At 72.5% G+C, this 26,858-nt stretch carries 19 protein-coding genes and 3 pseudogenes; 15 read left to right on the top strand and 7 right to left on the bottom strand.

Features of this window, described 5'->3' with window-relative positions; genetic code table 11:
- Positions 1-214 precede the first annotated feature (214 nt).
- Positions 215-1,672 (top strand): hypothetical protein, encoded by a 1,458-nt coding sequence (locus K2224_RS32025; RefSeq protein WP_221910677.1) that lies wholly within the window; start codon positions 215-217, stop codon positions 1,670-1,672.
- 20 nt (positions 1,673-1,692) lie between these two features.
- On the opposite strand, the gene K2224_RS32030 is transcribed toward K2224_RS32025, so the two are convergent.
- On the bottom strand, positions 1,693-2,103 hold the full coding sequence (locus K2224_RS32030) for a Fur family transcriptional regulator (protein WP_221910678.1): 411 nt from the start codon (positions 2,101-2,103) through the stop codon (positions 1,693-1,695).
- 409 nt (positions 2,104-2,512) lie between these two features.
- Here K2224_RS32030 and katG point away from each other — a divergent pair, with 409 nt between their 5' ends.
- A complete protein-coding gene (gene katG, locus K2224_RS32035) occupies positions 2,513-4,732 on the top strand; it encodes a catalase/peroxidase HPI (RefSeq protein WP_221910679.1) in 2,220 nt (739 codons plus the stop codon).
- A 91-nt stretch (positions 4,733-4,823) separates the two neighbouring features.
- Here katG and K2224_RS32040 read toward each other — a convergent pair.
- Positions 4,824-5,139, bottom strand: a pseudogene (locus K2224_RS32040) (hypothetical protein).
- 200 nt (positions 5,140-5,339) lie between these two features.
- Between K2224_RS32040 and K2224_RS32045 the strand changes: the two are divergent.
- The 4 genes and pseudogenes from K2224_RS32045 to K2224_RS32060 all read left to right on the top strand — a co-directional run bounded on the left by K2224_RS32045 (position 5,340) and on the right by K2224_RS32060 (position 7,459).
- Complete coding sequence (locus tag K2224_RS32045; protein WP_221910680.1) at positions 5,340-6,191, top strand: LysR substrate-binding domain-containing protein; 852 nt, start codon at positions 5,340-5,342, stop codon at positions 6,189-6,191.
- Between the two features lie 205 nt (positions 6,192-6,396).
- Positions 6,397-6,562, top strand: a pseudogene (locus K2224_RS32050) (RNA polymerase subunit sigma-24); the annotation flags it as partial.
- Positions 6,563-6,819: 257 nt separating this feature from the next.
- Complete coding sequence (locus K2224_RS40970; protein ID WP_260693601.1) at positions 6,820-7,014, top strand: hypothetical protein; 195 nt, start codon at positions 6,820-6,822, stop codon at positions 7,012-7,014.
- Position 7,015: 1 nt separating this feature from the next.
- Positions 7,016-7,459, top strand: coding sequence for a WXG100 family type VII secretion target (locus K2224_RS32060; protein WP_221910682.1), 444 nt, complete (start codon positions 7,016-7,018; stop codon positions 7,457-7,459).
- Positions 7,460-7,498: 39 nt separating this feature from the next.
- Here the strand turns inward: K2224_RS32060 and K2224_RS32065 are convergent, their stop codons facing one another.
- The 3 genes from K2224_RS32065 to K2224_RS32075 form a co-directional block, all read right to left on the bottom strand.
- The gene (locus tag K2224_RS32065) at positions 7,499-8,953 is read right to left on the bottom strand and encodes a glycosyltransferase family 39 protein (protein ID WP_221910683.1); all 1,455 of its coding nucleotides are present in this window, start codon (positions 8,951-8,953) and stop codon (positions 7,499-7,501) included.
- Positions 8,954-9,132: 179 nt separating this feature from the next.
- Positions 9,133-9,591, bottom strand: a complete 459-nt coding sequence (locus tag K2224_RS32070; protein ID WP_221910684.1) for a glyoxalase/bleomycin resistance/extradiol dioxygenase family protein — start codon at positions 9,589-9,591, stop codon at positions 9,133-9,135.
- A gap of 148 nt (positions 9,592-9,739) precedes the next feature.
- Positions 9,740-9,907 carry a hypothetical protein gene (locus tag K2224_RS32075; RefSeq protein ID WP_221910685.1) on the bottom strand — a complete coding sequence of 56 codons (168 nt, stop codon included), beginning with the start codon at positions 9,905-9,907 and terminating at the stop codon, positions 9,740-9,742.
- A gap of 349 nt (positions 9,908-10,256) precedes the next feature.
- On the opposite strand from K2224_RS32075, the gene K2224_RS32080 reads away from it, so the two are divergent.
- From K2224_RS32080 to K2224_RS32095, 4 genes are all read left to right on the top strand, one after another.
- Positions 10,257-11,900 (top strand): sensor histidine kinase, encoded by a 1,644-nt coding sequence (locus K2224_RS32080; RefSeq protein WP_221910686.1) that lies wholly within the window; start codon positions 10,257-10,259, stop codon positions 11,898-11,900.
- Positions 11,897-12,577 (top strand): response regulator transcription factor, encoded by a 681-nt coding sequence (locus K2224_RS32085; protein WP_221910687.1) that lies wholly within the window; start codon positions 11,897-11,899, stop codon positions 12,575-12,577. Before K2224_RS32080 ends, K2224_RS32085 begins: the two co-directional genes overlap by 4 nt.
- 246 nt (positions 12,578-12,823) lie before the next feature.
- Complete coding sequence (locus tag K2224_RS32090) at positions 12,824-13,600, top strand: ABC transporter ATP-binding protein (RefSeq protein WP_221910688.1); 777 nt, start codon at positions 12,824-12,826, stop codon at positions 13,598-13,600.
- Between the two features lie 64 nt (positions 13,601-13,664).
- On the top strand, positions 13,665-16,229 hold the full coding sequence (locus tag K2224_RS32095) for an ABC transporter permease (RefSeq protein WP_221910689.1): 2,565 nt from the start codon (positions 13,665-13,667) through the stop codon (positions 16,227-16,229).
- A 210-nt stretch (positions 16,230-16,439) separates the two neighbouring features.
- On the opposite strand, the gene K2224_RS32100 is transcribed toward K2224_RS32095, so the two are convergent.
- On the bottom strand, positions 16,440-17,258 hold the full coding sequence (locus K2224_RS32100) for a class I SAM-dependent methyltransferase (protein WP_221910690.1): 819 nt from the start codon (positions 17,256-17,258) through the stop codon (positions 16,440-16,442).
- Between the two features lie 164 nt (positions 17,259-17,422).
- On the opposite strand from K2224_RS32100, the gene K2224_RS32105 reads away from it, so the two are divergent.
- Entirely contained in the window at positions 17,423-17,953 is a 531-nt protein-coding gene (locus K2224_RS32105; protein ID WP_221910691.1) for a universal stress protein, read from the top strand.
- A 41-nt stretch (positions 17,954-17,994) separates the two neighbouring features.
- Here the strand turns inward: K2224_RS32105 and K2224_RS32110 are convergent, their stop codons facing one another.
- Positions 17,995-18,771, bottom strand: coding sequence for a class I SAM-dependent methyltransferase (locus K2224_RS32110; RefSeq protein WP_221910692.1), 777 nt, complete (start codon positions 18,769-18,771; stop codon positions 17,995-17,997).
- 278 nt (positions 18,772-19,049) lie between these two features.
- Here K2224_RS32110 and K2224_RS32115 point away from each other — a divergent pair.
- The 4 genes and pseudogenes from K2224_RS32115 to K2224_RS32130 form a co-directional block, all read left to right on the top strand.
- A pseudogene (locus tag K2224_RS32115) lies at positions 19,050-19,358 on the top strand (M24 family metallopeptidase); the annotation flags it as partial.
- Between the two features lie 199 nt (positions 19,359-19,557).
- Complete coding sequence (locus K2224_RS32120) at positions 19,558-23,802, top strand: bifunctional nitrate reductase/sulfite reductase flavoprotein subunit alpha (protein ID WP_221910693.1); 4,245 nt, start codon at positions 19,558-19,560, stop codon at positions 23,800-23,802.
- A 367-nt stretch (positions 23,803-24,169) separates the two neighbouring features.
- Positions 24,170-25,588: a family 2B encapsulin nanocompartment shell protein gene (locus K2224_RS32125; RefSeq protein WP_221910694.1), complete on the top strand. Its 1,419-nt coding sequence runs from the start codon at positions 24,170-24,172 to the stop codon at positions 25,586-25,588.
- A gap of 30 nt (positions 25,589-25,618) precedes the next feature.
- A complete protein-coding gene (locus K2224_RS32130; protein WP_221910695.1) occupies positions 25,619-26,821 on the top strand; it encodes a family 2 encapsulin nanocompartment cargo protein terpene cyclase in 1,203 nt (400 codons plus the stop codon).
- The last annotated feature ends 37 nt before the right edge of the window (positions 26,822-26,858 follow it).

Consider the following 26,858-nt stretch of genomic DNA (forward strand, 5'->3'; position numbering starts at 1 on the left):
GGCCGGGCGCGGTGTGCAGGCCCATCCTCGGCAACCCCGCGCCGCATGGTCAACGCACCACCACCGGCCTGCCGGCAGCCCCGGCGACATTGACGCGTTCCCGCGGTCGCACCCCGGTCGACATGCCCCGACCGGCGATCGGATCCGGCCAGTAACGCCGGTGTAACGCCCTTGTCTGCCACAGTGGTTCGGAATTGATGAGAGTGTCCCGCCCATGAACCCTCCACTGCTGCACGTCCGTCTGCTCGGCGGCTTCCGGCTGGTACGCGAGGACGGGGCGCCGCTGGTGGAGCGCTGGTCCCGGCCCGGCGCCCGGACCCTGGTCAAGCTGCTGGCGCTGGCCCCCGACCACGCACTGCACCGCGAGCAGATCATGGCCGTGTGCTGGCCGCACGCCGAACTCCGCGCCGCGCTGGGCAGCCTGCGGGTGGCGCTGCACACCGCCCGGCATGCGCTGGAGCCCGAGCTGCCGCCGCGCGGCGCCTCCGCGTATCTGACCGGCGACGGCGAACTGCTGCGGCTCGCACCGGACACGGTACGCGTGGACGTCGACGAAGCCGAGGCCCTGGCCCGGCGGGCCCTGAACGGTGGCGACCGCCGCGAACTGACCGGCGCCCTGGACGCGTTGACCGCCGAGCTGCTGCCCGAGGACCGCTATGCGCCCTGGGCCGAACCGGCCCGCGAACGGCTGGCACACCGACGGGCCGACCTGCGCCGCGCACTGGCCGAATACCGCCGCCCGCAGGGAGGCGGCGCGGTCCGGGCCGAGGCGGACGCGGCGCGGGTCCGGCTCGACTGGGCACTGCACCTGGACCGCGCGGGACGCTACGGGGAAGCCCTGACCGTCGCTCGCGAGGCCCTCCACACCTACCAACGCCAAGGGCTGCGCGACGCCGCCGCGTTGGCCGCCGCCCGGCTGGCCGAGGTGCTCGGCCGTGGCCGCGGCGCCGACGAGGCCCTGGCGGTCCTGGCCGCCCATCAGCCGGACTCCGACGCTCCGGACGACATCCGGGCCGCCCACCACATGGCGCGTTCGGCGGTCCTGTCCTACCGCGGCCGGTACGCGGAGGCCCTGGCGGCGGCCCGGGCGGCGGAGTCCTGCGCCGGTGCCGCCCGGGGGACGGGCCGTCCGGTGCTGCTGGCCCGTTCGCTGGCGCAGCAGACGGTCTGCCTGGGCCTGTCCGGCCTCGCCGCCGAGGCGGCCGGCCCCGCCGAATCGGCGCTGGCCCCGGCCGAGGAGTCCGGTGACCGGGCGCTGCTGGCCACCGTGCTGTCCGTGCTGCGGGAGACCGAGCGGCGCGCGGGGCGGCACGGGGAGGCACTGGCATACGGGCGGCGCGCGCTGGCACTGGCCGAACAGGCGGGCCGCCCCACGGCCACCGCCTTCGAACGCGCCAACCTCGCGGAACTGCACCTGCTGCGCGGCGAACGGGCCGACGCCCAGCGGCTGGCGCTGGCCTCGGTCGAACTGGCCGAGCCGTTCGGCGGCACGGCCCTGGCCTTCGCCCTGACCGCGCTGGCACGCGTCCGCGGCGGTCCGGCGCCGCAGGAGGCCCGCCGGCTGCTGGAGCGGGCCGGACGCTGCGCGGCGGACGGTGGGCATCTGCAGGCCATCGACGAGGTGCGGTCGGCCTGGGCAGAGGTGGTGCAGGCACGCCACGCGCTGCGCTGAGACGCGCCGCGCCGGCGCCCTCAGGCGCAGTCGGGACAGACGCCCCAGTAGGTCATCTCGACGGCGGAGAGGGTGAAGCCGAACCGCTCGGAGGCGGGCAGATCCGTCAGCGGGTCGCCGTCGGGGTGGACGTCGCGAATGGCGCCGCAGCGTGAGCACACCAGGTGGTGGTGGGGCCGATGGGCGTTGGGGTCGTAGCGCTTGGCGCGGCCGTCGGTGGTCACCTCGACCACCTCACCGAGCGAGACGAGCTCCCCGAGGGTGTTGTAGACCGTCGCGCGGGAGATCTCCGGCAGCCGGGCCGTGGCGCGCGCCAGCACCTCGTCCGCGGTGAGGTGGACGTGCTCGCCGTCGAGAACCTCGGCGACGACGCGGCGCTGGGCGGTCATCCGCCAGCCACGTCCGCGAAGCCGTTCCAGCAGGTCACTCATGGTCACCAGCCTAACCGTGCGTCGTCCGGCGAATGAATTCGGTACGGATCTGGTCGCCTTATTGACTTGGATCCGGTCCATCGTAGGATCGGTTCTGGCGATAGCCAAGGGACGAGACAATCGCAGGGACAGTACGTGACGGTTCACCAGATGGGTCCGCTCACCTCCGAACCTCGCTGCTCCGGTCGCGGACACCCGCAGCGGCGAGCAGACGAGCGCCGGCGTCCCGAGGCGCGCCGCCCGTACGCTCGGCACCGGCGCCCCGGCCGTGATCAGCTGGGCGTCGAGGCGACCGCCCCCGGGGCACGCACCGGCCGTCTCCTGCCGCACTTTGCGTACGGCCCGCGCCCGACTGCTCCACCATCGCGACTTCTGAGCACCGTGATCCGCCCCATCCGGAGGGATTCCCATGTCTGAGTCCGAGATCCATGACGCAAAGGCCGCAGAGGCGACGGACGCCGCCGGTGGCTGCCCGGTCGCGCACGGGCGCGCCGCGCACCCGACCCAGGGCGGCGGAAACCGGCAGTGGTGGCCGGAGCGGCTCAACCTCAAGATCCTCGCCAAGAACCCCGCCGTGGCGAACCCCCTCGGTGAGGAGTTCGACTACGCCGCGGCGTTCCGGAGCCTGGACCTCCCAGCCGTCAAGCGGGACATCGCCGAGGTGCTGACCACCTCGCAGGACTGGTGGCCCGCCGACTTCGGCAACTACGGCCCGCTCATGATCCGCATGGCCTGGCACAGCGCCGGCACCTACCGCGTCAGCGACGGCCGCGGCGGCGCCGGCTCCGGCCAGCAGCGCTTCGCCCCCCTCAACAGCTGGCCGGACAACGTCAGCCTCGACAAGGCCCGCCGACTGCTCTGGCCGGTCAAGAAGAAGTACGGCAAGAGCATCTCCTGGGCCGACCTGCTGATCCTCACCGGCAACGTCGCCCTGGAGACGATGGGCTTCGAGACCTTCGGCTTCGCCGGCGGCCGGGAGGACTCCTGGGAGGCGGAGGAGGACGTCTTCTGGGGCCCCGAGACCGAGTGGCTCGGCGACGCCCGCTACACCGGCGACCGCGAGCTGGAGAACCCGCTCGGCGCCGTCCAGATGGGCCTCATCTACGTCAACCCCGAGGGCCCCAACGGCAATCCCGACCCGCTCGCCGCGGCCCGCGACATCCGGGAGACGTTCCGCCGGATGGCGATGAACGACGAGGAGACCGTCGCCCTGATCGCCGGCGGCCACACCTTCGGCAAGACCCACGGCGCGGGCCCGGCGGACAACGTCGGCCCGGACCCCGAGGCCGCCCCCATGGAGCAGATGGGCCTCGGCTGGAAGAGCACCTTCGGCACCGGCGCCGGCGCGCACGCGATCACCAGCGGCCTGGAGGTCACCTGGACCACCACGCCCACCCAGTGGGGCAACGGCTTCTTCAAGCACCTCTTCGAGTACGAGTACGAGCTCACCAAGAGCCCGGCCGGCGCCCACCAGTGGGTGGCCAAGGACGCCCCGGAGATCATCCCGGACGCGCACGACCCGTCGAAGAAGCGCCGCCCGACGATGCTCACCACCGACCTCTCGCTGCGCTTCGACCCGATCTACGAGCCGATCTCGCGGCGCTTCTACGAGAACCCCGCGGAGTTCGCGGACACCTTCGCCCGCGCCTGGTACAAGCTGACGCACCGCGACATGGGCCCGGTCGCCCGCTACCTCGGCCCGGAGGTCCCCTCCGAGGTGCTGCTGTGGCAGGACCCGCTGCCGGCCCGCGAGGGCGCGCTGATCGACGCCGCGGACATCGCCACCCTCAAGGAGCAGGTCCTCGGCTCCGGCCTCACGGTCTCCCAGCTGGTCTCGACCGCCTGGGCCTCGGCCTCCTCGTTCCGCGGCTCCGACAAGCGCGGCGGTGCCAACGGCGCCCGCATCCGCCTGGAGCCGCAGCGCAACTGGGAGGTCAACAGCCCCGACGAGCTGGCGCAGGTGCTGCGCACCCTCGAAGGCATCCAGCAGTCCTTCAACGCCGCCGGCGGCAAGCAGGTCTCGCTGGCCGACCTGATCGTGCTCGCGGGCGGCGCGGCCGTCGAGAAGGCGGCCGAGGACGGCGGCTTCGCCATCGAGGTGCCGTTCACCCCGGGCCGTGTGGACGCCGCGCAGGACCAGACGGACGTCGAGTCGTTCGACAACCTGGAGCCGGCCGCCGACGGCTTCCGCAACTACGTCGGCAAGGGCAACCGCCTGCCCGCCGAGTACCTGCTGCTCGACAAGGCGAACCTGCTGACGCTGAGCGCCCCCGAGATGACCGTGCTCGTCGGTGGTCTGCGCGTCCTGGGCGCCAACCACGGCCAGTCCAGGCACGGCGTCCTCACCGACAGGCCGGGCACGCTGACCAACGACTTCTTCGTCAACCTGCTCGACATGGACACGGCGTGGAAGTCCACCTCCTCGGCGCAGGACGAGTTCGAGGGCCGCGACTCCGGCGGCGCGGTCAGGTGGACCGGCACCCGTGCGGACCTGGTCTTCGGCTCGAACGCCGAGCTGCGGGCGGTCGCCGAGGTCTACGCCAGCGACGACGCGAAGGAGAAGTTCGTGAAGGACTTCGTCGCGGCGTGGGACAAGGTGATGAACCTCGACCGGTTCGACCTCGCGTGATCACCTGACCCCCGGGTAGCTCCTCCGGTGACGTCCGGGCCGGCCCCCACGGGCCGACCCGGGCGTCCGCCGTTCTCCCGCCTTTCCGTCCTCAGCGGAAGTCCGTTGCCGGCTCGGTGGCGTAACGGCTCATCGTCCGGAGGTGTGCCTGCGGGCTCGGTGCCCGGCCGCCGGCCGGCATGTCCTGGAGGTCCCGGAAGTACTGCACATACAGGTCCGGCGTGAACATGCTGAGCATGACGGCCGGTTGGTCGGTCACGTTGGCGAAGGTGTGCGAGGACGGACTCGGCGACTCCCAGGCGGTGTCCGGTGTTGCCGCCGTCTTCCACAACGCGCATCCGCGTGGCGCCCAGGACGAGCCGCTCGCCGTCCTCCGGCCGCACCACCGATACGGCGGGGGCGGCGATCGGCCCACCGGCCTCCTGCGCATGGGGCTTGTCCGATTCGACAGTCACGTCTTGACTCACGTCTTGAGCGATGTCCTGAGCAACGTCCCGAGCGATGTCCTGAACCATGTCTTGAGTCATGTCTTGATTCCACGGCCAGGCCGTGCTGACTGTCCAAGACCTGTTCTGCGGCCTCGATACCGAACGGGTATCGTTGCACCGTGGAGCTACGCACCCTGCGCTACTTCGTGGCGGTGGCCGAGGAACTCCATTTCGGCCGCGCCGCCGTTCGGCTGCACATGAGCCAGCCGCCGCTGAGCCGGGCGATCAAGCAACTGGAGACCGAGGTCGGCGCCGCGCTCTTCGACCGGTCCCCGGCCGGTGTCAGGCTCACCCCGGTGGGAGCGGTACTGCTCGACGAGGCGCGCGCTCTGCTCGCCCGGGCGGACCGGGTACGCGACCGCGTGGCCGCCGCGGCCGGCGCCGCGGCCCTCACCATCGGCATCCTGGGCGACAGCACCGACCCGCGCGCCGTGCGACTGGCCGGTGTCTACCGCCGACGGCACCCGCGCATGGAGATCCACATCCGCGAGACCGACCTGACCGATCCCACCTGCGGGCTGCGTGCGGGGCTGGTCGATGTCGCCCTGACCCGCAGGCCGTTCGACGGGACCGGCCTGACCGTGCACGAGCTGCGTGCCGACCCGGTGGGTGCGCTGCTGCGCACCGACGACCCGCTGGCCCGCCGTGACAGCCTGAAGCTGGCCGATCTCGCCGACCGCCGCTGGTTCCGCTTCCCGGACGGCACCGACCCCCTCTGGCAGTCGTACTGGAACGGCGGTGAGGCCCGCGAGGGCCCGGTGGTGCGCGCCGTCCAGGAATGCCGACAGGCCGTCCTCTGGAACGGAACGGTGGGGATGACGCTCCTGGGCCACGAGCCGACCGCGGGACTCACCGTGGTGCCGGTGCTCGACATGCCGCCCAGCCGCCTGGTGGTGGCCTGGAACGAGGGCGACACGAACCCGCTGCTCCGCTCCTTCGTCCAGATCGCACTCCGCGCCTACCGCGGCTGACGCCGACGACTTCCATGTCCTCGGGGTGCCTCGGCGCTCGTCAACACGGCCTGGAAGCCGTCGAGTTCGGTCCGTACCGAGTGTGGCAAGCATGTGCCGTGGATCACCTCCGGGTCATGTCACGTCTGGGCGGTCAGCCTGCATCTGGTGGTCGTCAGCAGCGAGTCGTCGATGGCCATGCTGGTGGTGCTGGAGACCCTCAGCCAAGGTCCGCCAGGCACTGCGCCCGGTCGTGGGCGCGGACACGGTGGCTGCCTGGTTCGCGGCCGTCGGTACCGTCACCTACCAGGGCATCGAGCCCGCCGACATGAAGACCGAACTCGTCCGGCTCAACGGCGGGGCCGGGCATCGTCTTCAGCGGGCCGGGACGCGGTAACCGACCTCACCAGGTGTCAAGGATGCGTGAATTCGGTGCCCCATCCACGTGATCCGCGGTGATCGTTTGTCTACGCTCGCCGAGCGGAAACGATCACACACGGCTTCAGCAGGGGGAACCGCGATGGCGGCGCATACGTACCATTCTCATTCGTTTCGGCCCGGGCCAGTCACGGCTCTGGCCGAGAACTTCACCACCTCGGCCGACCAACTCGCCTGTTCGGCAGGGTACTTCGCCACGCGTGCGTACCGCGTGGACGATGCCTGGGGGGCGATACCCGAGTCGGCCGAGGTTCTGTCCCAGTACCGGGAGGTGACCCAGCGGACCACGGTGGTTCTCGAAGGAGTGGTTGCCGGCCTGCGGCACTACGCCGTCGGCCTGCACCACGCGGTCGCCTCCTACGAAGCGGCCGAGACCGCGCGGGCCCAGCAGTTCGGGGGGAAGTGACATGACCGATCAGCAGCAGGACCTGGAGCACCCGTCGCAGGCAGGGGAGATCTGCGATCTTTTGAGTCCCGACGGGGACCGGTCGTCCCGCCTGCGGGCGTGTGCCGAGGTCTGGCGGGACACGGCCCGCAGTCTGGAGGGCACCATCGAAGCGCAGGGCAGGGAGGTCGCCCGGCTCGGGGACAACTGGCGGGGCCCTGCCGCGGATGCCTTCCACGCGCACTGGAACCACACCAGGCGCCAGGTGACGGAGGCGTTGCCGCAGTTCGAAGCCGTGGCCGAGCAGTTAGAGGCCGCCGCCGACGCGGTCGCGGCGCATGCGGCGGCCGCGGACGTCGCGGAGGCGGCGGACGGGGCCGCCCGACTCGGGCAGCTCCTGATCCGGGTCGCCGCGGCGCTGGAGACGGCGAGGGAGGCGATGTCGAAGAGCGAGCTGCCGGCCTGACCGGACGGGAGAGGGCGGGGTCGATCGGTGCGGGGCCGCTCAGCGCGTGGGCGCGGGTGACTGGCGCCGTTCGTAGACGCTTATCCGGCGGCCTCGTTGGACGCTGTCCGAGCGGCGGACGAAGTACGCGTCCAGGACGTGTTGCTTGGTGCGGTCGCGCACGGACCCGGCACGTCGGGGCCCCGGGTCCGTGACGAGCACGATGCGCTGTGCGGCGAGCATCGCCCGCTCTATGTCGCGCGGCTCGGCCTCTATGCCCTTCAACGTGCCGGACTCCACCGCCCCCTGGGCCAGGGCCAGGTCCCGTAGGCCGGCGAACTGACGGGGCGAGACGAGGGCGGTGTCGCGGCGGGCGGCGGGTATGTAGACGACACCGTCGGCGGCCTGGCGGACACGGCCGACCGTGGTTGCCGCCGTCAGGACGTCGTCGACGCGGCTCTCCACCGTCCGCAGGCGGAGCTCGATCGGGAGCAGTGCCAGGAGGGCCAGCGCCACGGCGGCGGGGAGCAGTACGTGTATGCGGACTCTGAGCCGCGTGGTGAGGGCGACCAGGAGGGCGCCGATGAGGAGGGCGAGCCCCGCGTAGGCGAACAGCACGTAGCGGGTGATGTAGAGCGGCTTGACGACGGAGATCAACGCCAGGGACACCTGGGGGACCGCGCAAAGGGGGAGCGCAACGGCGGCGAGGTTGATACGGGGGAGCGCGGCCGGGTCATGGGTGGTGTCTGTCCGGCGGGCCTGCGGCAGGCGTGAGCAGAGGGCCGCGAGCGCGATGGTGAGCAGCACCCCGAGCGCCGTCGACCAGCCGAGGGGTTTGATCCAGGAGACCAGGGATGCCTGGCTGCGGCTGGTCAGGATGATCGGCAGGGTGCCGACAACGGCGCCGCAGGCGGCCAGTCCCCACCCGGCACACCGTGCACGGCCCGGGCGCACCCAGGCCACCGTGACGCCGTGGGCGACCAGCGCGAACAGTGAGAACCAGTTGAGCCAGGCGGCGATCAGCACCGCTCCCGCGTAGCAGACCCAACGCCATCCGCCCGGCAGGAGCAGGGCCTCGGTGAGGAGCCAGGTCGCGAGGGTCACGAAGGCGAGGACGAGGGCGTAGGAGCGCCCTTCCTGGGCGTGCTCCTGGACGGCCGGGACGATCGCCAGGGCCAGTCCGGCCGCGATCCCGACCGGGCGGCCGGCGAGCCGGGCGCCCACGAGGGCCGTCAGTCCGCACGCGGTGGCCGTGGCGAGCACCGAAGGCAGTCGCAGGGTGATCAGGCTGTCGCCGAAGAGGGCGAACGCCTCGTGCATCACCGCGTAGTACAGGCCGTGGACGACGTCGGCCCGGCCGACCATGTGCCATATCTCGGCCAGGGAACGGTGCGCCGCCTGCCAGGTCGCCGCCTCGTCCCGCCACATGCTGTGCTGACGGGTGAGGCCCCACAGCCCCAGGGAGAGGGCAAGGAGAGCCGGCCAGACGAAGATGGATAGGCGACCGTGTCGCACTGTTCCCCCCACAATCACAACGATGTCAGGCGCCGCCGTCTCCTCGGACGAGCCCCGGGCAACGGCCGGACAGGTCAGTGTTGCCGCCGCCGCATTCCTCCTCGGTCGGTCACCACAGTCGGGCGGTTGGGGAACCTGTTCCCCAACCTCTCGCCGAACGGGCACAAGAGAGCGGTACCTTACCAAAGGGGCAGGTGGGAGGGTTTTCGGGCGGATTCTCCGGTTTGTCCGTCGTAGGACTGGAGCTCGATCAGAGTGCCTTCCGGGTCCCGGAGATGGGCGGTGCGCAGGGTCGGTCCCCACTCCGGACGGTCCGTGGCCGGGGTGACCGGCACCCCGCCGTGGGCGAGGCAGAATCCCCACGCCGCATCGACGTCGGGCACCCGCGAGACCGGCATCACGCCGTCCTGGGCCGGCCCGGCGGAGGACGGCAGATCCGAGGTGCCGACCACGCCGGCCATCGCGGCGCGGTCGAACAGCACCAGGACGCCCTGCTCGGCGAGGTCCCAGTTGGCGTACGGACCGGACTCGTCGCCCTTGCTGCGGACCGCCCCCAGCAGCTCGGGGAGCACGGCGTCGTAGAAGCGGAAGCATTCCGCGAAGCGGGTGACCAGCAGGCGGGGGCAGAGGACATCCATCTCGGCCTCCAGGCTGAATGACGGGCAGTCGCCCGTGAGTTGGGGCCAACGTACAGCCGTTCGCCCGTCGGGCCCGTCGGCGGCCGCGCGGGCAGCGCAGGCTGCTGCGCGGCGGCTCCATTTTCCGGGTCGCGGCCAGGGGCCGCGGCTAGCTTGCCGGCATCGCCTGGTTGGCGAAGCCGGCCGCTGCCGGGTTCGCTGCCGGTCGGCCGGCGGTGATCGTCTCCACCGGGGTCAGCATGTACCTCACCAAGGACGCCACCGCGGCCACCCTGCGGCAGATCGCCGGGCTCGCACCGGGCTCGACGCTCGCCATGACCTTCCTGTTGCCGGCCGAACCGCCCGTCCGGTGGGGAGGCCCTGCTGCCGGCCACCGTCTGAGCCGGCCGGCCCGGGCGGCATACCCGGGGCCCGTCGCCAGCCCCTCTCTGCCTGGGGTTCCGTCCGTGCCACTGTCCCTGTTGTCGCGGTGCCTTCTCCGTGTCTCTGTCTTTCGGCAGAGGTGGGGATCGGCCGCGAGGTTCATGCCGTCGGGAGGCCGGGCGTCGATACTGGTCGGCGTGCCAGGTACCAGCCCGTTTCGCCCGCCCCGTGCGTTCCGTCCGCTCCGTCGTACCGCCTGGCGTCCGCTGGTGTCCGGAGCGTGGCGGGGTGGGGCGGCGCGCGTGGTTGTGGCGGAGACCGCGGGCGTGGCGGTCGTGGGGTTGGGGGTCTATGGAGCCGTCGGATACTTGTGGGGCGTGCCGTACCCGGAGTTCGTGCTGGCGGTGCTGGTCGCCGCCGTCGGGTTGTTCCCGTTGCGCCGCCGGTACCCCACGGCGGTGCTGCTGGTGCTCGCCGCGCTGACCGGCCTGTCGCCCGCCGTCGGACCGGTCACGGCCGCGACCGCGTACGCCGCCGCGCGCCGGACGGTCCGCGCGCGCCGGCGCGCCCGACTGCTGGCCGTGGCCGGTGTCCTCGTCGTGGGAGTGGCGACGGCGGCCGCGCCCTGGCTCGGTCCCGGACCGGTGCCGTACGGGGTGGCGCTCGGCCTCGTCCTGGCGCCGACCGCCGTGGTCGTGCCCGGCCTGGCCGGCACGGCGCAAGGGCAGCAGGGACGCCTGCTGCGGGCGCTGCGCGAGCGCGGTGACGCCGCGGAGCGGGCGAGCCGACTCGCCGACAGCGAGGCGCGCATCCACGAGCGGACCCGTATCGCCGCCGAGATGCACGACCTGGTGGGGCACCGGCTCAGCCTGATCTCGCTGCACGCCGGCGGGCTGGAGCTGGCCCTGGACCGGGCGGCGCCCGAGCTGCGCGACGAGGCCGCCCTGGTGCGGCGGACCACCCGGGACGCGATGCGCGAACTGCGGCAGGCGCTCGGGGTGCTCGGCCCGCTCGGCCGGGACACCGGGCCCGATGTGCTCACCGACGCGACCGGCACCCGCGCCGACGTCGAGTCGCTGGTGGCGACGTCCCGCGACGGCGGGATCGACGTACGACTCCAGTGGACGGGGCCGGATCTCGACACCCGTCCGGTGCGGGTCCGCCGGGCGGTGCACCGGGTGGTGCGGGAAGCCCTGACCAATGTGCACCGGTACGCGACCGCGGCGCACGTCACCGTGACGGTGGTGCACGACGAGGAGCAGGTGCGGGTCGTCGTCCGCAACGGTGCGCCGCCGCGGCCGTCGACGGTGGCCGGGGAGCGCGGCACCGGCCGTGGCCTGACCGGCCTCAGGGAGCGGGTGGAACTGCTCGGGGGGACGTTCGCGGCCGCCGCGCTGCCGTCCGGCGGGTTCCAGGTGGCGGCGACCGTGCCCGCCGAACCCGGTGACGCCCCGGCCCCCGAGCGGCCCGGGGAAGGGACGGACGTCTCCGATCCGGCGGCGGACGCCGACGCGTCCTCCGACGGCGGCCGGTCCGCCGGCACGGCACACGTCGTGCCCGCGCGCCGGGACACAGAGGCGCTGACGCTGGCCTTCGGGCTGGTGGCGCTGAGCGTGCTGATGGTCCTCGGGATCGGGTTCGTCTACGCCACCCGGCCGCACCAGCTGGCGCCGCCCCCGATGCCCCGTATCGGCATGACCTACCACGAGGTGGCGGGCGCGGGAGTACTGGACAACGCCGCGGTCCGGGCGGCGGCCACCGGCCGTGAACCGCCGCGCCCCGCCGGCACGGCCGGCTGTGTCTATCCGTTCAACGGCGCCACCGAGATCCACCCCGGTGGCCTGACCATCGCCCGCTACTGCTTCGACGCCGCACAGCGTCTGATCGCCATCGACCGCTTCACCGTCCCGTCGGTCCGGGACGCCACGCCCTGGGAGACCCCGTGACCGAGCCCAACCGGCCCATCCGCGTCCTGCTCGCCGACGACGAGGCGATGATCCGCCACGGCGTCCGCCTGATCCTCCGGCACGCCGACGGCATCGACGTCGTCGCCGAGGCCGCGGACGGGCGGCAGGCCGTCGACCTGGCCGCCGCCCACCGTCCGGACGTGGCGCTGGTGGACATCCGGATGCCGGTGTGCGACGGCCTGGCCGCGATCGCCCCGCTGCTCGCCCTCGATCCCGCGCCGCGGGTGGTGATGCTGACGACCTTCGGCGACGAGGCCAACGTCCTCCGGGCGCTGCGCGAGGGCGCGGCGGGCTTCCTGCTGAAGGACGAGGGCCCGCAGGAGCTGATCAGCGCGGTCCGGGCGGCCGCGGCCGGGGACGCGGTGCTCTCTCCGGGCGTGACCGGGACGGTGATCGCGCGGATGCTGAGCGGCGCCGGTCCGGCGGACGCCGGCGACCCCGGACGTGTGGACGAGCGGATCGCCCGTCTCACCGGCCGGGAGCGGGAGGTGCTCGCGATGCTCGGCGAGGGGCTGTCGAACCAGGACATCGCCGGGCGGCTCGGCATCGGGATCGGCACGGTCAAGACGCATGTCGGCGCGATCCTGGAGAAGACCGGTTCGGCGAGCCGGGTGCAGGCCGCGCTGCTGGCCCATCGGACGGGACTGTCTTCCTGACCGGCCCGTGCTCCTGCTCGTTCGTGGTTGTCGCCGCTGCCCGGGCCGCCTCTGACCAAAGGGAGAGGCCGCGCTCCCGGGGCCGGTCCGAAGACAGGGGCCGGAGGGCTTCCTCCCCTGCCTCCGGCAGAGGCCAAGTCCACCCGCCGGAACGATGTTTTCGCTGGTCAGCGCAGTGAGGATGGGGAAGTCCATCCGGTTCGCGGCGTGCTGTCCGCGGACCGTCGCATCCCCGGCGGAGTTCATATGTCGCAGCTGTCCTCTTCCCCACTCGCCCTCGTCGGCGAGCCGGCCGCCCGCGCCACGGGCCTGACCAAGGTGTACGGGAAGGGGGAGACCCGGGTCACGGCGCTGGACGCGGTGTCCGTGGACTTCGCCCGGGGCCGCTTCACCGCCGTCATGGGCCCCTCCGGCTCCGGCAAGTCCACGCTGATGCACTGCCTGGCCGGGCTGGACCGGGTGAGCTCCGGTTCGGCCCGCATCGGTGACACCGAGCTCTCCGGCCTGACGGAGAAGCAACTCACCGCGCTGCGGCGGGAGAAGGTGGGCTTCGTCTTCCAGGGCTTCAACCTGCTGCCCACGCTCACCGCGTCGGAGAACATCCTGCTGCCGCTGCGGATCGCCGGCCGGCAGCCCGACCGTGCCTGGCTGGAGGTGGTCATCGCCACCGTCGGGCTGGCCGACCGGCTGGGCCACCGGCCGGCCGAACTCTCCGGCGGCCAGCAACAGCGGGTCGCGGTGGCACGTGCGCTGGTCTCCCGGCCCGAGATCGTCTTCGCCGACGAGCCGACCGGCAACCTCGACTCCCGCTCCGGCACCGAGATCCTGGGCTTTCTGCGCGACTCGGTGCGGGAGTTGGGACAGACGGTGGTGATGGTCACCCACGATCCGGTGGCCGCCGCCCAGGCGGACCGGGTGGTCTTCCTCGCCGACGGCCGGGTCGTCGACGAACTGCACGAGCCGACCTCCGGTGCGGTACTCGACCGGATGCTCCAGTTCGAGATCGGGACGCGCACCCGCTGACGCGCACCCGCTGCCTCCTCCGTCTCTTCCGCCTCCGCTACTTCCTCGCTCCCGAAAGCTCCCCATGCTGCGAACAACCCTGCGCAACCTCCTTGCGCACAAGGCCCGTCTGGCCATGACCGCCCTGGCGGTCTGTCTAGGTGTCGCGTTCGTCTCCGGCACCCTCGTCTTCGCGGATTCCGCCGCCGCGGCATACCGCGGCGCCGCCGCGAAGAACTTCGCGGACATCGCGGTCACCGTCACCCCGAAGGCCCCGCCGCCCGGATCCGCCGCGAACCAGCCCACCACGGTCCTCGACGACGCGCTCGTCCGGAGACTCGCCCAGGTGCCGGGCACCGCCGCGGTACGCCCCTCGGTCGACGGCTCGGCCACCCTGAACGCCGCGGACGGCACTCCGCTCAGGGCCGGCACGTCCTGGGCGAACCTGGCCGGCGCCTACGTCCCGGGCAAGGACGCCAAGGACAGCCGCTACCCGCTGGTCAAGGGCCATGCCCCCCGCAACGGCGACGAGCTGGCCGTGGACAGCGGCACCGCGGCCGCCGGGCACTTCGCGCTCGGCGACCGGGTCACCCTGGCCACCGACGGTCCGGTCCTGACCAAGCGCCTGGTGGGCATCGTCACCACCGAGGACAGCCGGGTCACCGCGGGCGGCACCCTCGCGCTGTTCGACAAGGCCACCGCCCAGCGGCTGTTCGCCTCCCCGGGCCACTACACCGGGATCGACCTGTCCGCCTCGCCCGGGACGTCCCAGTTCGAGCTGGCGGACCGGGTCGGCGCCGTCCTCCCCGCCGACCGGGCCGAGGCCGTCACCGGTACCGCCCAGGCCACCCAACAGGCGGCCTTCCTCGACACGTTGACCCGTGGCTACACCAAACTGCCGCTGGTCTTCGCCGGGGTCTCGCTGTTCATCGGCTCGTTCCTCATCGTCAACACCTTCACGATGCTGCTCACCCGGCGCACCCGCGAGATCGCACTGCTGCGGGCGATCGGTGCCTCGCGCCGCCAGGTGGTCCGCTCCGTGCTCGCCGAGGCGGCGCTGCTCGGTCTGGCCGCCTCGATCGCCGGTTTCCTGCTCGGCCTCGGCATCGCCGCCGCGCTGCCCGGCCTGCTGAGCACCGCACAGGACCCGCTGCCGCACAGCACGTTGGTGATCGGCGTGCGTCCCGTGGTGGCCGCGCTCGGCGTCGGCGTGGGCATCACCGTCCTCGCCGCGTGGCTGCCCTCCCGCAAGGCGGCGGCCATCGCGCCCGTCGAGGCGATGCGCTCGGCCGAGCAGCCGCCCACCACCGCCCGGTCCCGCTTGCGCGGCGCGGCAGGACTGGTCCTGCTCGCCCTCGGTGCCGGACTGCTGGTGTCGCTCACCGGGGCGAAGGACGCCTCGGTCGAGAACCTCCAGAGCGCGCTGCTCGGTTGTGGCGTCCTCGCCGTCGCCATGATCGTGCTGGCGCCGTTGCTCGCCCGCCCCATGGTCCGCCTCACCGGCCGGCTGACCGGCCGTTTCGGCGCCGTCGGCCGGCTCGCGCGGGAGAACGCGCTGCGTGACCCGCGGCGCACCGCGGCCACCGCGTCCGCCCTGATGATCAGCACCGCGCTGGTCGCCGGGCTCGCCGTCATCGGCAACTCCACCGGCCGGGCACTCGACCGTCAGGCCTCCGCCGGCCTCAGCGCCGACTACGTGATCGGCACCCGTACTCCCACGGTCGGCATCGACCCGGCGGCCGTCAGCAGGGTGGCCGGCACCGCCGGGGTGCGCACCGCGGCCGCCGTCACGGACTCCACGCTCTTCGCCGGCGGCCAGGTCCGCGAGATCTCCGGCGTCGACCCGCGCACCGTGGACACGGTGATGTCGCTGCGCTTCCTCAGCGGCTCCGCCCGGGGCCTCGGGCCCGGCAGGATCGCCCTGTCCAGCACCGTCGCCCGGGAACAGGGCCTGACCACCGGCGGCCACCTGACGGCGCGGATGGGACGCGACCAGCAGTTCACCCAGTACACCGTCGTCGGCGTCTACGAGGACAATCCGGTCGCCCGCGACGCCCTGGGGGCCCGTACCGAAGTGCGGAAGAACAGCTTCACTCCGGGTTCGACGCAGCGGGTCCTCGTTCGCACCGACGACGGCGGTGCCGCACGCACCACCGGGAACCGGCTGCGCGCCGCGGTCGGCAACAACCCGCTGCTGAAGGTCCAGGACCGGGCGGAGCTAGTCGACGAGGCCGCCGGCGCCCTCGGCAACCTGCTCACGCTGACCTACGGACTGCTGGCCATCGGCCTGGTGATCACCTCGCTGGGCATCGTGAACACCCTGGCCATGTCGGTGGCGGAGCGGACCCGGGAGATCGGTGTGCTGCGCGCCATCGGCATGGACCGGGCCGGCATCCGCCGCATGATCCAGCTGGAGTCCGTGACCATCGCCGCGTTCGGCACGCTGCTGGGGCTGGCGGGCGGGATGTTCGGTGCCTGGGCGGTCGGCGCCTTGGCCAACGGCGCGATGGCGCAGTACACGTTCGCGCCCCCGTGGGGCACGCTGCTGCTGGTGTGCCTGCTCTCCCTGGTGATCGGCGTGGCCGCGGCGGCCGTCCCGGCCCGCCGGGCGGCCGCCCTGAGCCCCCTGCAGGCGGTCGCCGGCGCATAGCGGCAGCCGCCCCCTGCCCCGAGCGGCGCGCCGGTCCGCGGGCGCGCCGCTCGGGTTGTCCGTGGCCGGCGGAACGAACGCCCCACGACGGCTGTTGGGCGGCCGCAAGGACCGGCTCACCCCGCGCGAGCTGCCGGCGCACCGTTCCGGCGTCGGCGTCGGCGGCGGCTTCACCATAGGGGAGCGGGGAGTTGGCCGACCGGTCGGGTGCTACTCCGACGGCTTGCGTCCCCAGGCGGAGATCAGCGGGGCGGTCGTGGTGTCCAGGTGTCCGGCGGCGATGTTGGTCAGGTGTCGCTCGATCTCCTCGGCGGTGGCCAGTCCGGTCTCGATCAACCGCCCGCGGATCTGCCGCACGGTCGCGGCCTCCAGGGCACTCCCGGCCGGGGAAGTGATCGGGAAGTACGCCTCGGCCTCGACCTCGGCCAGTCCGGCCGTACGCAGCAGCCGGGGGAGCGTCCGCCCGAAGGAGAGCTGCGCGCCCCGCTCCGCGAGCAGGGTGCGGAAACCGCGCCGGATCCGGTTGGCGAGCTGCTGCTCGGGGCCGTACTCATCGGGGCAGGCCAGCGGTTGCAGCGCCGGATCGGCGTCCTCCAGCAGCAGCCACCCGCCGGGGCGCAGCGCCCCCACCATGGCCCGCAGGGCGGCCTCGCGCTGCGGCACATGCACCAGGACGAGCCGCGCGTGCACCAGGTCGAACGGTCCCTCCGGGGCCTCGTCGGAGCCCACGTCGTGCCGCACCACCTCGTACGGCGCCCCGGCCTGCGGCATCCACGAGGTGTCGAGGTCGGTGGCCAGCACCCGGCCCTTCGCGCCGACCCGCTCCGCCAGCCATGCGGGCACGCTCGGGCCGCCCGCTCCGACCTCCCAGCAGCTCCACCCGTCCGCGACCCCCAGTGCCCGCAGCCGCCGGAACGTCACCGGATCGAACAACTCCGCCAGCGCCGTGAACCGCTCCCCGGCCTCGGCCTGCCGGTTGTCGAGGAGGTATCCCTCGGGGTGCTGCCTGCCGTCTTCGTAGTCCGTCACGGCCTGAAAATAACAGGGCCGCCGACGGACCGGCCGATCCGTGTCATGAAAGCGTCAGGGTCCCGCTCTCCTGCGCAAAGGACACGCCAACACTTCGCCGGAACCGTGTCCCTGCCGCTTCGATGGAGCGATGTGGAGAGGGCGCAGGGCAAGGAGCTGACCCCATGACCAGACCTGGCAACCGCGTCGTGGCGGGAGTGAGCGGTTCACTGGGCAGTCTGACCGCTCTGCACCGGGCCGCCGCGGAGGCCCGCGCCACCGGCGCCGCACTGTGGACCGTACTGGCCTGGGAACCCCCGGGCGGCAACATCGTCCATCGCGGCGGACCCTGCCCGGCGCCCATGGCCGCCTGGCGCAACATGGCGGCCGAACGCCTCGTCGAGGCGCTGGAGACCGCGTTCGGTACCGCCGGGCCCGGGGTGCCGCTGGAGCCGCGCATCGTGCTCGGCAAGCCGGGCACGGCCCTGCTCATGGTCGCCGATCACCCGGAGGACCTGCTGGTGATCGGAGCCGGCGCGCGCGGCCCGCTGCGCCGGGCGCTGTGGCCCTCGGTCTCCCGCTACTGCCTGGCGCGCGCCCGCTGCCCGGTGCTGGCCGTACCGCGCTCTCCGCTGCACCGCACGCTGCACGCCGTGCACCGCCGCAACACATGGAAACTCCCGTTCCGCACCGAGGAGTTGACCGGGCGGAGCTGACGCCGTATCCGCTCACGGCACGCCGCTCGCGACCTCGCTGCTCACGGCGTCGCGCGGACGATGACCAGCGACCCGTCGTACGTCGGCCGACGGCGCAGCCCGCCGAACTCCTCGTCCCAGGCACCGGAGTCCAGATCACGGCGCAGGGTGGTGTCGAAGTGTTCGCGGACCCGGTCGTCGACGAAGCTCCAGGCCGAACACGCCTGGCGGGCCCCCGGGTCGAGCAGCATCTCGGGGCGGCCGTAGTACGCCTCGTTGAAGCCGTCCGTGCAGTCCAGGGGGATGGGGACGGACCGGACCGTGGTGCTGCCGCCGAGGGCGGCGGCCAGTTTGTCGACGGCCGGGTAGCGGCCGGCCTCGGTGTCGAGGACCTCGGGTGCGTAGTGGTACAGCCAGAAGTCCCGCACCAGGGCGGGGTCGCAGGTGAGGAGGAGCACCGGCCCGCGGGTCACCCGCCGCATCTCGCGCAGTCCGGCCTCGACGTCGGACCACTGGTGCACGCTGAACAGCGTCATCGCACCGTCGAACTCCCCGTCGGCGAACGGAAGATCCTCGGCGACGGCGTCGATCGCCGGGGCGAGCCGCGCCGGTCGCTGGGCACGCATCGACTCCGAGGGCTCGACCGCGGTCACCTCCCGGGCGGCGGTCTCGTACGACCCGGCGCCGGCACCGACGTTGAGGACCGTCCGGCACCCGCCCAGGGTCTCCGCGATGAACTGGGCGATCCGCGGGTCCGGCCGGCGGAAGGAGGAGTAACCCGAGCCGATCGCGCGGTAGTCGACGTCGCCGGCGCTGCCGTCCGGGGAGCGTGTGGTCATCGAGCCTCGCCTCGCCTTGTGAGCAGGATTCAGGGAACGAGAGCCGGTGTGCTCTCGTGCGCCGGCCGGTGCGCAACCCCATCCTGCATCTGCGGCCGGGAATCAACAATGATCTGCCAATTGCTTGGCATTTCAGCCAAATTGCTTTGCGGGCAGGCGTGGGATATTGGAGGTAGTGACAGCCGGCCGCGTGTTTTCTGGTGTCTGTGGTGTGGCTGTCGGCTCGCGAGGCACGGGCCAGGGAGGGGAGGGGCTCGTGACGAACGGAGACGGCGGAGGTGCGGGAGGCCCGGCGGGCCGAGGGGCTGGTCGCCGCCCGGAAGAAGGCCCTCGCGCTGTTCGACGAGGTGGCGGCGCGCGGTCCGGTGGCCCCGGGCCGGGGCGAGCGCGAGGCCGGCGACCTGATCCGCGACCCGGCCAACGAGATGTTCGGCACCGCCAAGCACTGGCACAAGCGGATCGTCCGCTCCGGTCCCAACACCCTCCTGCCGTACCGGGAGAATCCCCCGGACCGGGTCACCGGGTCCGACGGCATCGCGTTCGCCGACTTCGGCCCGATCTTCGAGGAGTACGAGGCGGACCCGGGCATGCGTGGGCCCGGCGGCAGCGCCGGCCCAGGCACCTCACACGGCACTCCGGTGACATGTGCGCGAGGCGTAACCCCGGGCGCTCCCGGCGTGTGACGGGCCGGAAATTCGTTCCTCCTACGATGCTGGCCGTGGGCCGCACACCACGGTGGAATGGTCCCGGCTCGGACAGGCACACGTACGACGGGGTGGGGTTTCGGTGGCAGCTGGCTCGTCGGACGGCAGGGTCCGCACCGTCTGCTCGTACTGCGGCGTCGGCTGCGGGATGGTGCTGGACGTGGCGCGCGACCCGGCAAACGGCCGCCGGCGGGTGGTCAGGGCGTCCGGCGACCAGGCACACCCCGCCAACCGAGGCCGCCTGTGCACCAAGGGCGCGACCAGCGCGGACATGATGGCGGCGCCCGGGCGGTTGGAAACGGCACTGGTGCGGGCCGAGCGCGGCGCCCAGCCGGTCGGGACGGAGGTGGACGAGGCCATCGCGTCGGTCGCCGGGCGACTGCGGGCGATCCTGGACGAACACGGTCCGGACGCGCTGGCCTTCTACGTCTCCGGGCAGCTGTCGCTGGAGGCGCAGTATCTGGCGAACAAGCTGGCCAAGGGCTTTGTGCGCACCCACCGCATCGAGTCGAACTCACGACTGTGCATGGCCTCCGCCGGGTCCGGCTACAAACTGTCGCTCGGCGCGGACGGCCCGCCGGGCTCCTACCAGGACCTCGACCACGCCGACGTCTTCCTCGTCATCGGCGCCAACATGGCCGACTGCCACCCGATCCTCTTCCTGCGCATGATGGACCGGGTCAAGGCCGGCGCCAAACTGATCGTCGTCGATCCGCGCCGCACCGCCACCGCCGCCAAGGCCGATCTCTTCCTGCAGATCAGGCCGGGCACCGACCTCGCCCTGCTGAACGGGCTGTTGCACCTGCTGGTCGCCGACGGCCACACCGACGAGGAGTTCATCGCCGGGTTCACCGAGGGGTGGGAGGAGATACCCGACTTCCTCGCCGACTACCCGCCCGACCGGGTCGCGGAGCTCACCGGCCTGGCCGAGGACGACATCCGGCAGGCCGCGCGGTGGATCGGTACGGCCGGTGAGTGGACGAGCTGCTGGACCATGGGCCTGAACCAGTCCACCCACGGCACCTGGAACACCAACGCCCTGATCAACCTGCACCTGGCCACCGGCGCCATCTGCCGCCCGGGGTCCGGACCCTTCTCGCTGACCGGCCAGCCCAACGCCATGGGCGGCCGCGAGATGGGCTACATGGGGCCCGGCCTGCCCGGACAGCGTTCGGTACTGGACGACGCCGACCGCGCCTTCGTCGAGGACCTGTGGCAGATCCCGGAGGGCTCCCTGCCGACCGGCGCCGGGCGCGGCACCATCGAGATGTTCGAGCAGATGGCCGCCGGCGACATCAAGGCATGCTGGATCATCTGCACCAACCCGGTCGCCTCGGTCGCCAACCGCAGGACCGTCATCGCCGGCCTGGAAGCCGCCGAACTCGTCGTCACGCAGGACGTCTTCGCCGAGACCGAGACCAACGCCTACGCCGACGTCGTCCTGCCGGCGACGCTGTGGGCGGAGTCCGACGGCGTCATGGTCAACTCCGAGCGGAACCTCACCCTGGTGCAAGGGGCCGTCGACCCACCCGGACAGGCCCTGCCCGACTGGCAGTTGATCGCCCGGGTGGCCTGCGCGATGGGCTTCGCCGACGCCTTCGGCTACGCCTCCGCCGAGGAGGTGTTCGAGGAACTCAAACAGGCATGGAACCCCCGGACCGGTTGGGACCTGCGCGGCGTGACCTACGAGCGGCTGCGCAGCACACCGGTGCAGTGGCCGGCCCCGACCGCCGACGGCCCGGACCGCAACCCGATCCGCTACCGCAACGACGGCGTCAGCCAGACCCCGCGGGAACGCGAGGACGGCACCCGCCCCCGCCTGGCCTTCCCCACCGACAGCGGCCGCGCCCGCTTCTTCGCCCGTCCACACCTGCCACCGGCCGAACTCCCCGACGACGACTACCCGTTCGTGCTGAACACCGGCCGTCTCCAGCACCAGTGGCACACCATGACCAAGACCGGCAAGGTCGCCAAACTCACGAAACTCAACCCCGGCCCGTTCCTGGAAGTCCATCCCGAGGACGCCGCCGCCCTGGGCGTCGCGGAGGGCGACCAGGTCGAGGTCGCCTCCCGCCGCGGCCGCGCCGTACTGCCCGCCACCGTCACCGACAGAGTCCGGCCGGGCACCTGCTTCGCGCCCTTCCACTGGAACGACCTGTTCGGCGAGTACCTCAGCGTCAACGCCGTCACCAACGACGCCGTCGACCCGGTCTCCTTCCAACCCGAGTCCAAGGTCTGCGCCGTCGCCCTCGCCAGGACGGCCGCCCCCGTCCCCGCCGCACGCCCCGGCGGCCGGCCCGAGTCCGCCCCGGCGACCCCCGCACACCAGGAACCGCCCGTGAACCCCGCACCCGACCCGGCCGCCACAACCACCCCTGCGGACGGCGCGGTAGCCGCGCTCGCCACGCTGTTCGGCCTCACCGACCTCGCCCCCGTATCCCTGGCCGAGCCGGAGCGCCGCTACCTCGCCGGCTACCTCTTTGGCCTCGCCGCGGTCCCGCACGACGGGCGCGTCCCCGCGCTGCCGCCCGACGCGCCCTTGGCCCCGGACACCGCGCTGTGGGTCGGCGGTGTCCTGGCCGGCATGTTCTCCCGCACCGCCGCACCCACCGCACCGGCACCGGAGTCCGCGCGGACCGCCACCCGGACCTCAGGTACGGACACCCCCTCCCGTCGCCTGGTCGTTCTGTGGGCCTCGCAGACCGGCAACGCGGAGGAGTTCGCGGCCACCGTCGCCGCCCGGCTCGCCGAAACCGGCCGTGACCCCGAACTGCTGCCCATGGTGGACCTCGCCCCGGCACAACTCACCCCGGACACCGACCTGTTGATCGTCACCAGCACCTTCGGCGACGGCGACGCGCCCGACAACGGCGCCGACTTCTGGCAGGCCCTCGCCGCCCCGGATTCCGGGCCGCTGGAGGGAGTCCGCTACGCCGTGCTGGCGTTCGGCGACTCCTCCTACGACGACTTCTGCGGCCACGGCCGCCGTCTCGACGAACGGTTCCACGCACTGGGGGCCACCCGGCTCCTCGCCCGCACCGACTGCGAGCCCGACTACGAGGAGGCCGCTGCACAGTGGCTCGGCCGGGTCTCCACCGCCCTGGCCGCCCCCGGCGACCGGCATCCGGCGGCCGCGCGCACGGCCGGGACGCCCACCGCGCAACCCACCGCCTCCCAGTCGCCCGACCCCGCCCCGACCTCGGCCCACCACACCAAGGCAGACCCCTTCGCCACCCTCCTCGTCGGCAACCGGCTGCTGAGCCTGCCCGGCTCCCAGAAGGAGGTACGGCAGTTCGCCTTCGACACCCGCGACGGCGAACTCGCCTACGACGCCGGCGACGCCCTCGGCGTATGGCCGGTCAACGGCGCCGGCCTGGTCGCCGAATGGCTGGCCCTGACCGGACTGGATCCCGACGAACCCGTCGAACTCGGCGACGGCACCCGCCTGCCCTTCGAAGAGGCACTGCGCACCCGCCTGGACATCACCCGCCTCACCGCCGACCTGCTGGCCTTCGTGGCGGACCGCACCGGCAGCCAGGACCTGAGGCGACTGCTGCGCCCGGACAACAAGGACGCGCTGGCGCGGTGGAGTTGGGGCCGCCAGGCCGCCGACCTGCTCGCCGAGTTCCCGGTCCGCGCGTCCACCGCGGAGTGGACCGCCGTCCTCAAGCGCCTCCAGCCCCGGCTGTACTCCATCTCCTCCAGCCCGCTGGCCCACCCCGGCGAGGTCCGCCTCACCGTGTCCGTCGTCCGCTACACCAACGACCTGGGCCGCGACCGCAAGGGCACCTGCTCGACGTATCTCGCCGACTGCGCCAACGACGGCCCCGTACAGGTCTTCGTGCAGCGCTCACCGCACTTCCGTCCGCCCACCGACCCCGCTACCCCCATGATCATGGTCGGTCCCGGAACCGGCGTGGCACCCTTCGTCGGCTTCCTCGAAGACCGCCTGGCCCGCGGCCACACCGGCCCCAACTGGCTCTTCTTCGGCGAACAGTGCCGCGCCACCGACTTCTACTACCGCGAGGAACTGGAGGGATACCAGGCATCCGGCCACCTCGACCGCCTGGACCTGGCCTTCTCGCGCGACCAGCGCAACAAGGTCTACGTCCAGGACCGGATGCGCGAGAACGGCGCCCGCCTGTGGCGGTGGCTCCAGGACGGTGCCCACTTCCGTGTCTGCGGCGACGCCGGCCGCATGGCCAAGGACGTCGACCAGGCACTCAGGGACATCGCCGCCACGCACGGCGGTATGGACGCCGACGAAGCCGACGCCTATGTCAGGCGCCTGACCGCCGACAAGCGCTATGTCCGCGACGTCTACTGACTGGCGGCGAGACCCAGGGGGCAGGGGGGTGGGGCGGCTGGCCGGAGTATGAGCGTCGGTTATCGGCCACCTCGCAGACCGGGTCCATGGCGTCCCATGCGCTCGACCATCGCGCGTATCGGTCGGGCCAAAAGGCCGGTTAACCAGGCATAGCGGATGTCCAGGGCTGCCGCGCCCCTCGTCGCGTGCCGAGGACGGTGGACTCCGACCGGTCGGATGCCTGGCGCAAAATGATCAACGAGCCTCCGGTCGTCTCGACCAACGTCGCTACCCGCTGGTTCACTTGCGCAACAGGAGCCTCTCGTCACCCACTCGGGTGATTCCGAGGGCTCCTTCTTGATGCATGCGCCCCCATGGAAGGACCAGGATGTCGACCGCAGCGTACCGGCAGCAGCCCGAGCAGCCGTCGGGCCGGGCACAGCTCAGCCTCGGGATCGCCGCGGCGCGGAACCTGGCGACCACCACCAAGACCGCCCCGCAGATGCAGGGCACCAGCTCGCGCTGGCTGCTGCGCACCCTGCCCTGGGTGGAGGTGAAGGGCGGCACGTACCGGGTCAACCGGCGCCTGGTGTACGAGGTCGGCGACGGCCGGGTCACCTTCGTCCAGGAGGGGAGCGCGGTCCGGGTCGTCCCGGCCGAGCTCGGCGAACTTCCGCTGCTGCGCGGGTTCGAGGACGACGCGGCGCTGCGGGCGCTCGCCGACCGGTGCCGTCAGCAGCAGTACGGGCCCGGCCAGCTGATCGCCGAGCGCGGTGAGACCGTCGACCACGTCTATCTGATCGCGCACGGCAAGGTGGAGAAGGTCGGCCCCGGCAGGTACGGCGAGGAGACCCGTCGCGGTGTGCTGTCCGACGGCGGGTTCTTCGGTGGCCGGGCCGTGGCCGAGGAACCGGGGGACTGGGACTTCACCGCCCGTGCGATGACGGCGTGCACGATACTGGCCCTGCCCCGGGCCGCGTACGAGGAAGTGGCCGACCGCAACCACGGGTTGCGGGCCCACGTCCGGCGGCGCCAGACGGAGCAGGCACGGCCGCAGAACAAGAAGGGCGAGGCCGAGATCTCCCTCGCCTCCGGCCACACCGGTGAGCCGGTGATCCCGGGGACGTTCGTCGACTACGAACTGCGGCCCCGCGAATACGAGTTGAGCGTCGCCCAGACGGTCCTGCGGGTGCACACCCGGGTCGCCGACCTCTACAACGAACCGATGGACCAGGTCGAGCAGCAGCTGCGGCTGACCATCGAGGCACTGCGCGAACGCCAGGAGTCCGAGCTGGTCAACAACCCGGAGTTCGGGCTGCTGCACAACGCCGACCACAGCCAGCGCATCTCCACCCACTCCGGCCCGCCCACCCCGGACGACATGGACGAACTGCTGAGCATGCGGCGCGGAACCAAGGCGTTCTTCGCGCACCCGCGTGCCGTCTCCGCCTTCGGCCGCGAATGCAACAAGCGGGGCCTGTCCTTCGACACCGCCGACCTGGGCGGACACCCGGTGCCCGCCTGGCGGGGCGTACCGATCCTGCCCTGCGGCAAGATCCCTGTCTCGGAGGAGGGCACGTCCGCCATCCTCGCGATGCGCCTGGGCGAGGAGGACGAAGGGGTGGTCGGCCTGCGCCAGACAGGCATCCCCGACGAGTACGAACCGGGCCTCAACGTGCGGTTCATGGGCATCAACGACCAGGCGCTGATCTCCTACCTGGTCAGCACCTACTACTCGGCGGCCGTTCTCGTGCCCGACGCGCTGGGCGTCCTGGAGAACGTCGAGGTCTTCCACACCCCGTCCTGACGTCGACGGCGCGAACGGAGAGAAGAACCGGTGTCACAGCTGTCCCGGATGGCCGCGCCCATGGCCCACCACCATGTGGCGCGACTCGTGGCCACGCTCCTCACCCACGGCAACGGGATCCGCCCACCCGCCCCGAAGGCCCTGCCGGGCACCGCGCTCCGGCGGGCGCGCACCGCCGTGCCCACCGGGCCGACGGGGCTGGGCACCTCGGCCGCCCGTATCACGGCCGGGAAACCGGCCGCCGGCACGTCCGGCACGGCGGGTGGGCACGACAGCGGCGTCCCCGAGTTGTACTGCCCGCCCGCGATGCGGGACGACCAGGCACTCGGCCGGGAGGTCAACGGCCGACTGGTGGACTGGGCCGATCAGGTCGGCCTCTACGCCGGGCGCCTCGAACGTGTGCGTGCGGCCGACTTCGGCCGCCTGATGATGCTGGCCCACCCCGACAGCGACGACCCGGACCGGCTGCTGGCCGCGGCCAAGTGCGCACTGGCCGAGTGGGCCACGGACGACTACTACTGCGACGACGAGACCATGGGATCGCGGACCGACCTCCTCGGCTCGCACCTCGGCCCCGCCTACGCGGCCCTCGACCCGGCCCACCTCCCGTCCGGATACGCATCCGCATGGGAACAGGACATGGCCGGCGACCCCGTACGCGTGGCGCTCCGTGCGGGACTACGGGACCTGGCAGGCTACGCGGACCCCTCCCAGCTGGCCCGGCTCCGCCATGAGGTCGCCGTCCTCTTCGTGGGCTACGGACAGGAGGGCTCCTGGCGTTCGCGCGGCCAAATGCCCACTGTCCGTGAGTACTTGGCGCACCGTCAGATCAACAGCTTCCTGCCCTGCATCGCCCTCGTCGACGTGGTCAGCGGCAACCCGCTGGCGGCCGCCGAGTACTCCGCGCCGCGGGTCCGCCGCGCCGTGACCATGGCCGCCACGGCCAGCACCCTCGTCAACGACCTGTACTCGATGACCAAGGAACACCATTCCTCGGGAGTGGAGTTCAACCTGCCCACCGTGATCGCCGCGGAGGAGGGGTGCACGCCGCAGGAGGCGGTCGAACGCAGCGTCGCCATCCACGACGAGCTGGTGCGCACCTTCGAGACGGAGGCCGCGGCCCTGGCCGTCACCGGCTCGCCGCAGCTGCGTCACTTCCTCGCGGGTGTCTGGGCCTGGCTCGGCGGCAACCGCGAGTGGCACAGCGGCAGCCTCCGCTACCACGCCGCCTGAGCCCACCCCCAGCCTCTCTTCCCACCCCCCTTTCCCA

The sequence above is a fragment of the Streptomyces sp. BHT-5-2 genome (assembly GCF_019774615.1).
In the GTDB taxonomy this organism is placed as follows: Bacteria; Actinomycetota; Actinomycetes; order Streptomycetales; family Streptomycetaceae; genus Streptomyces.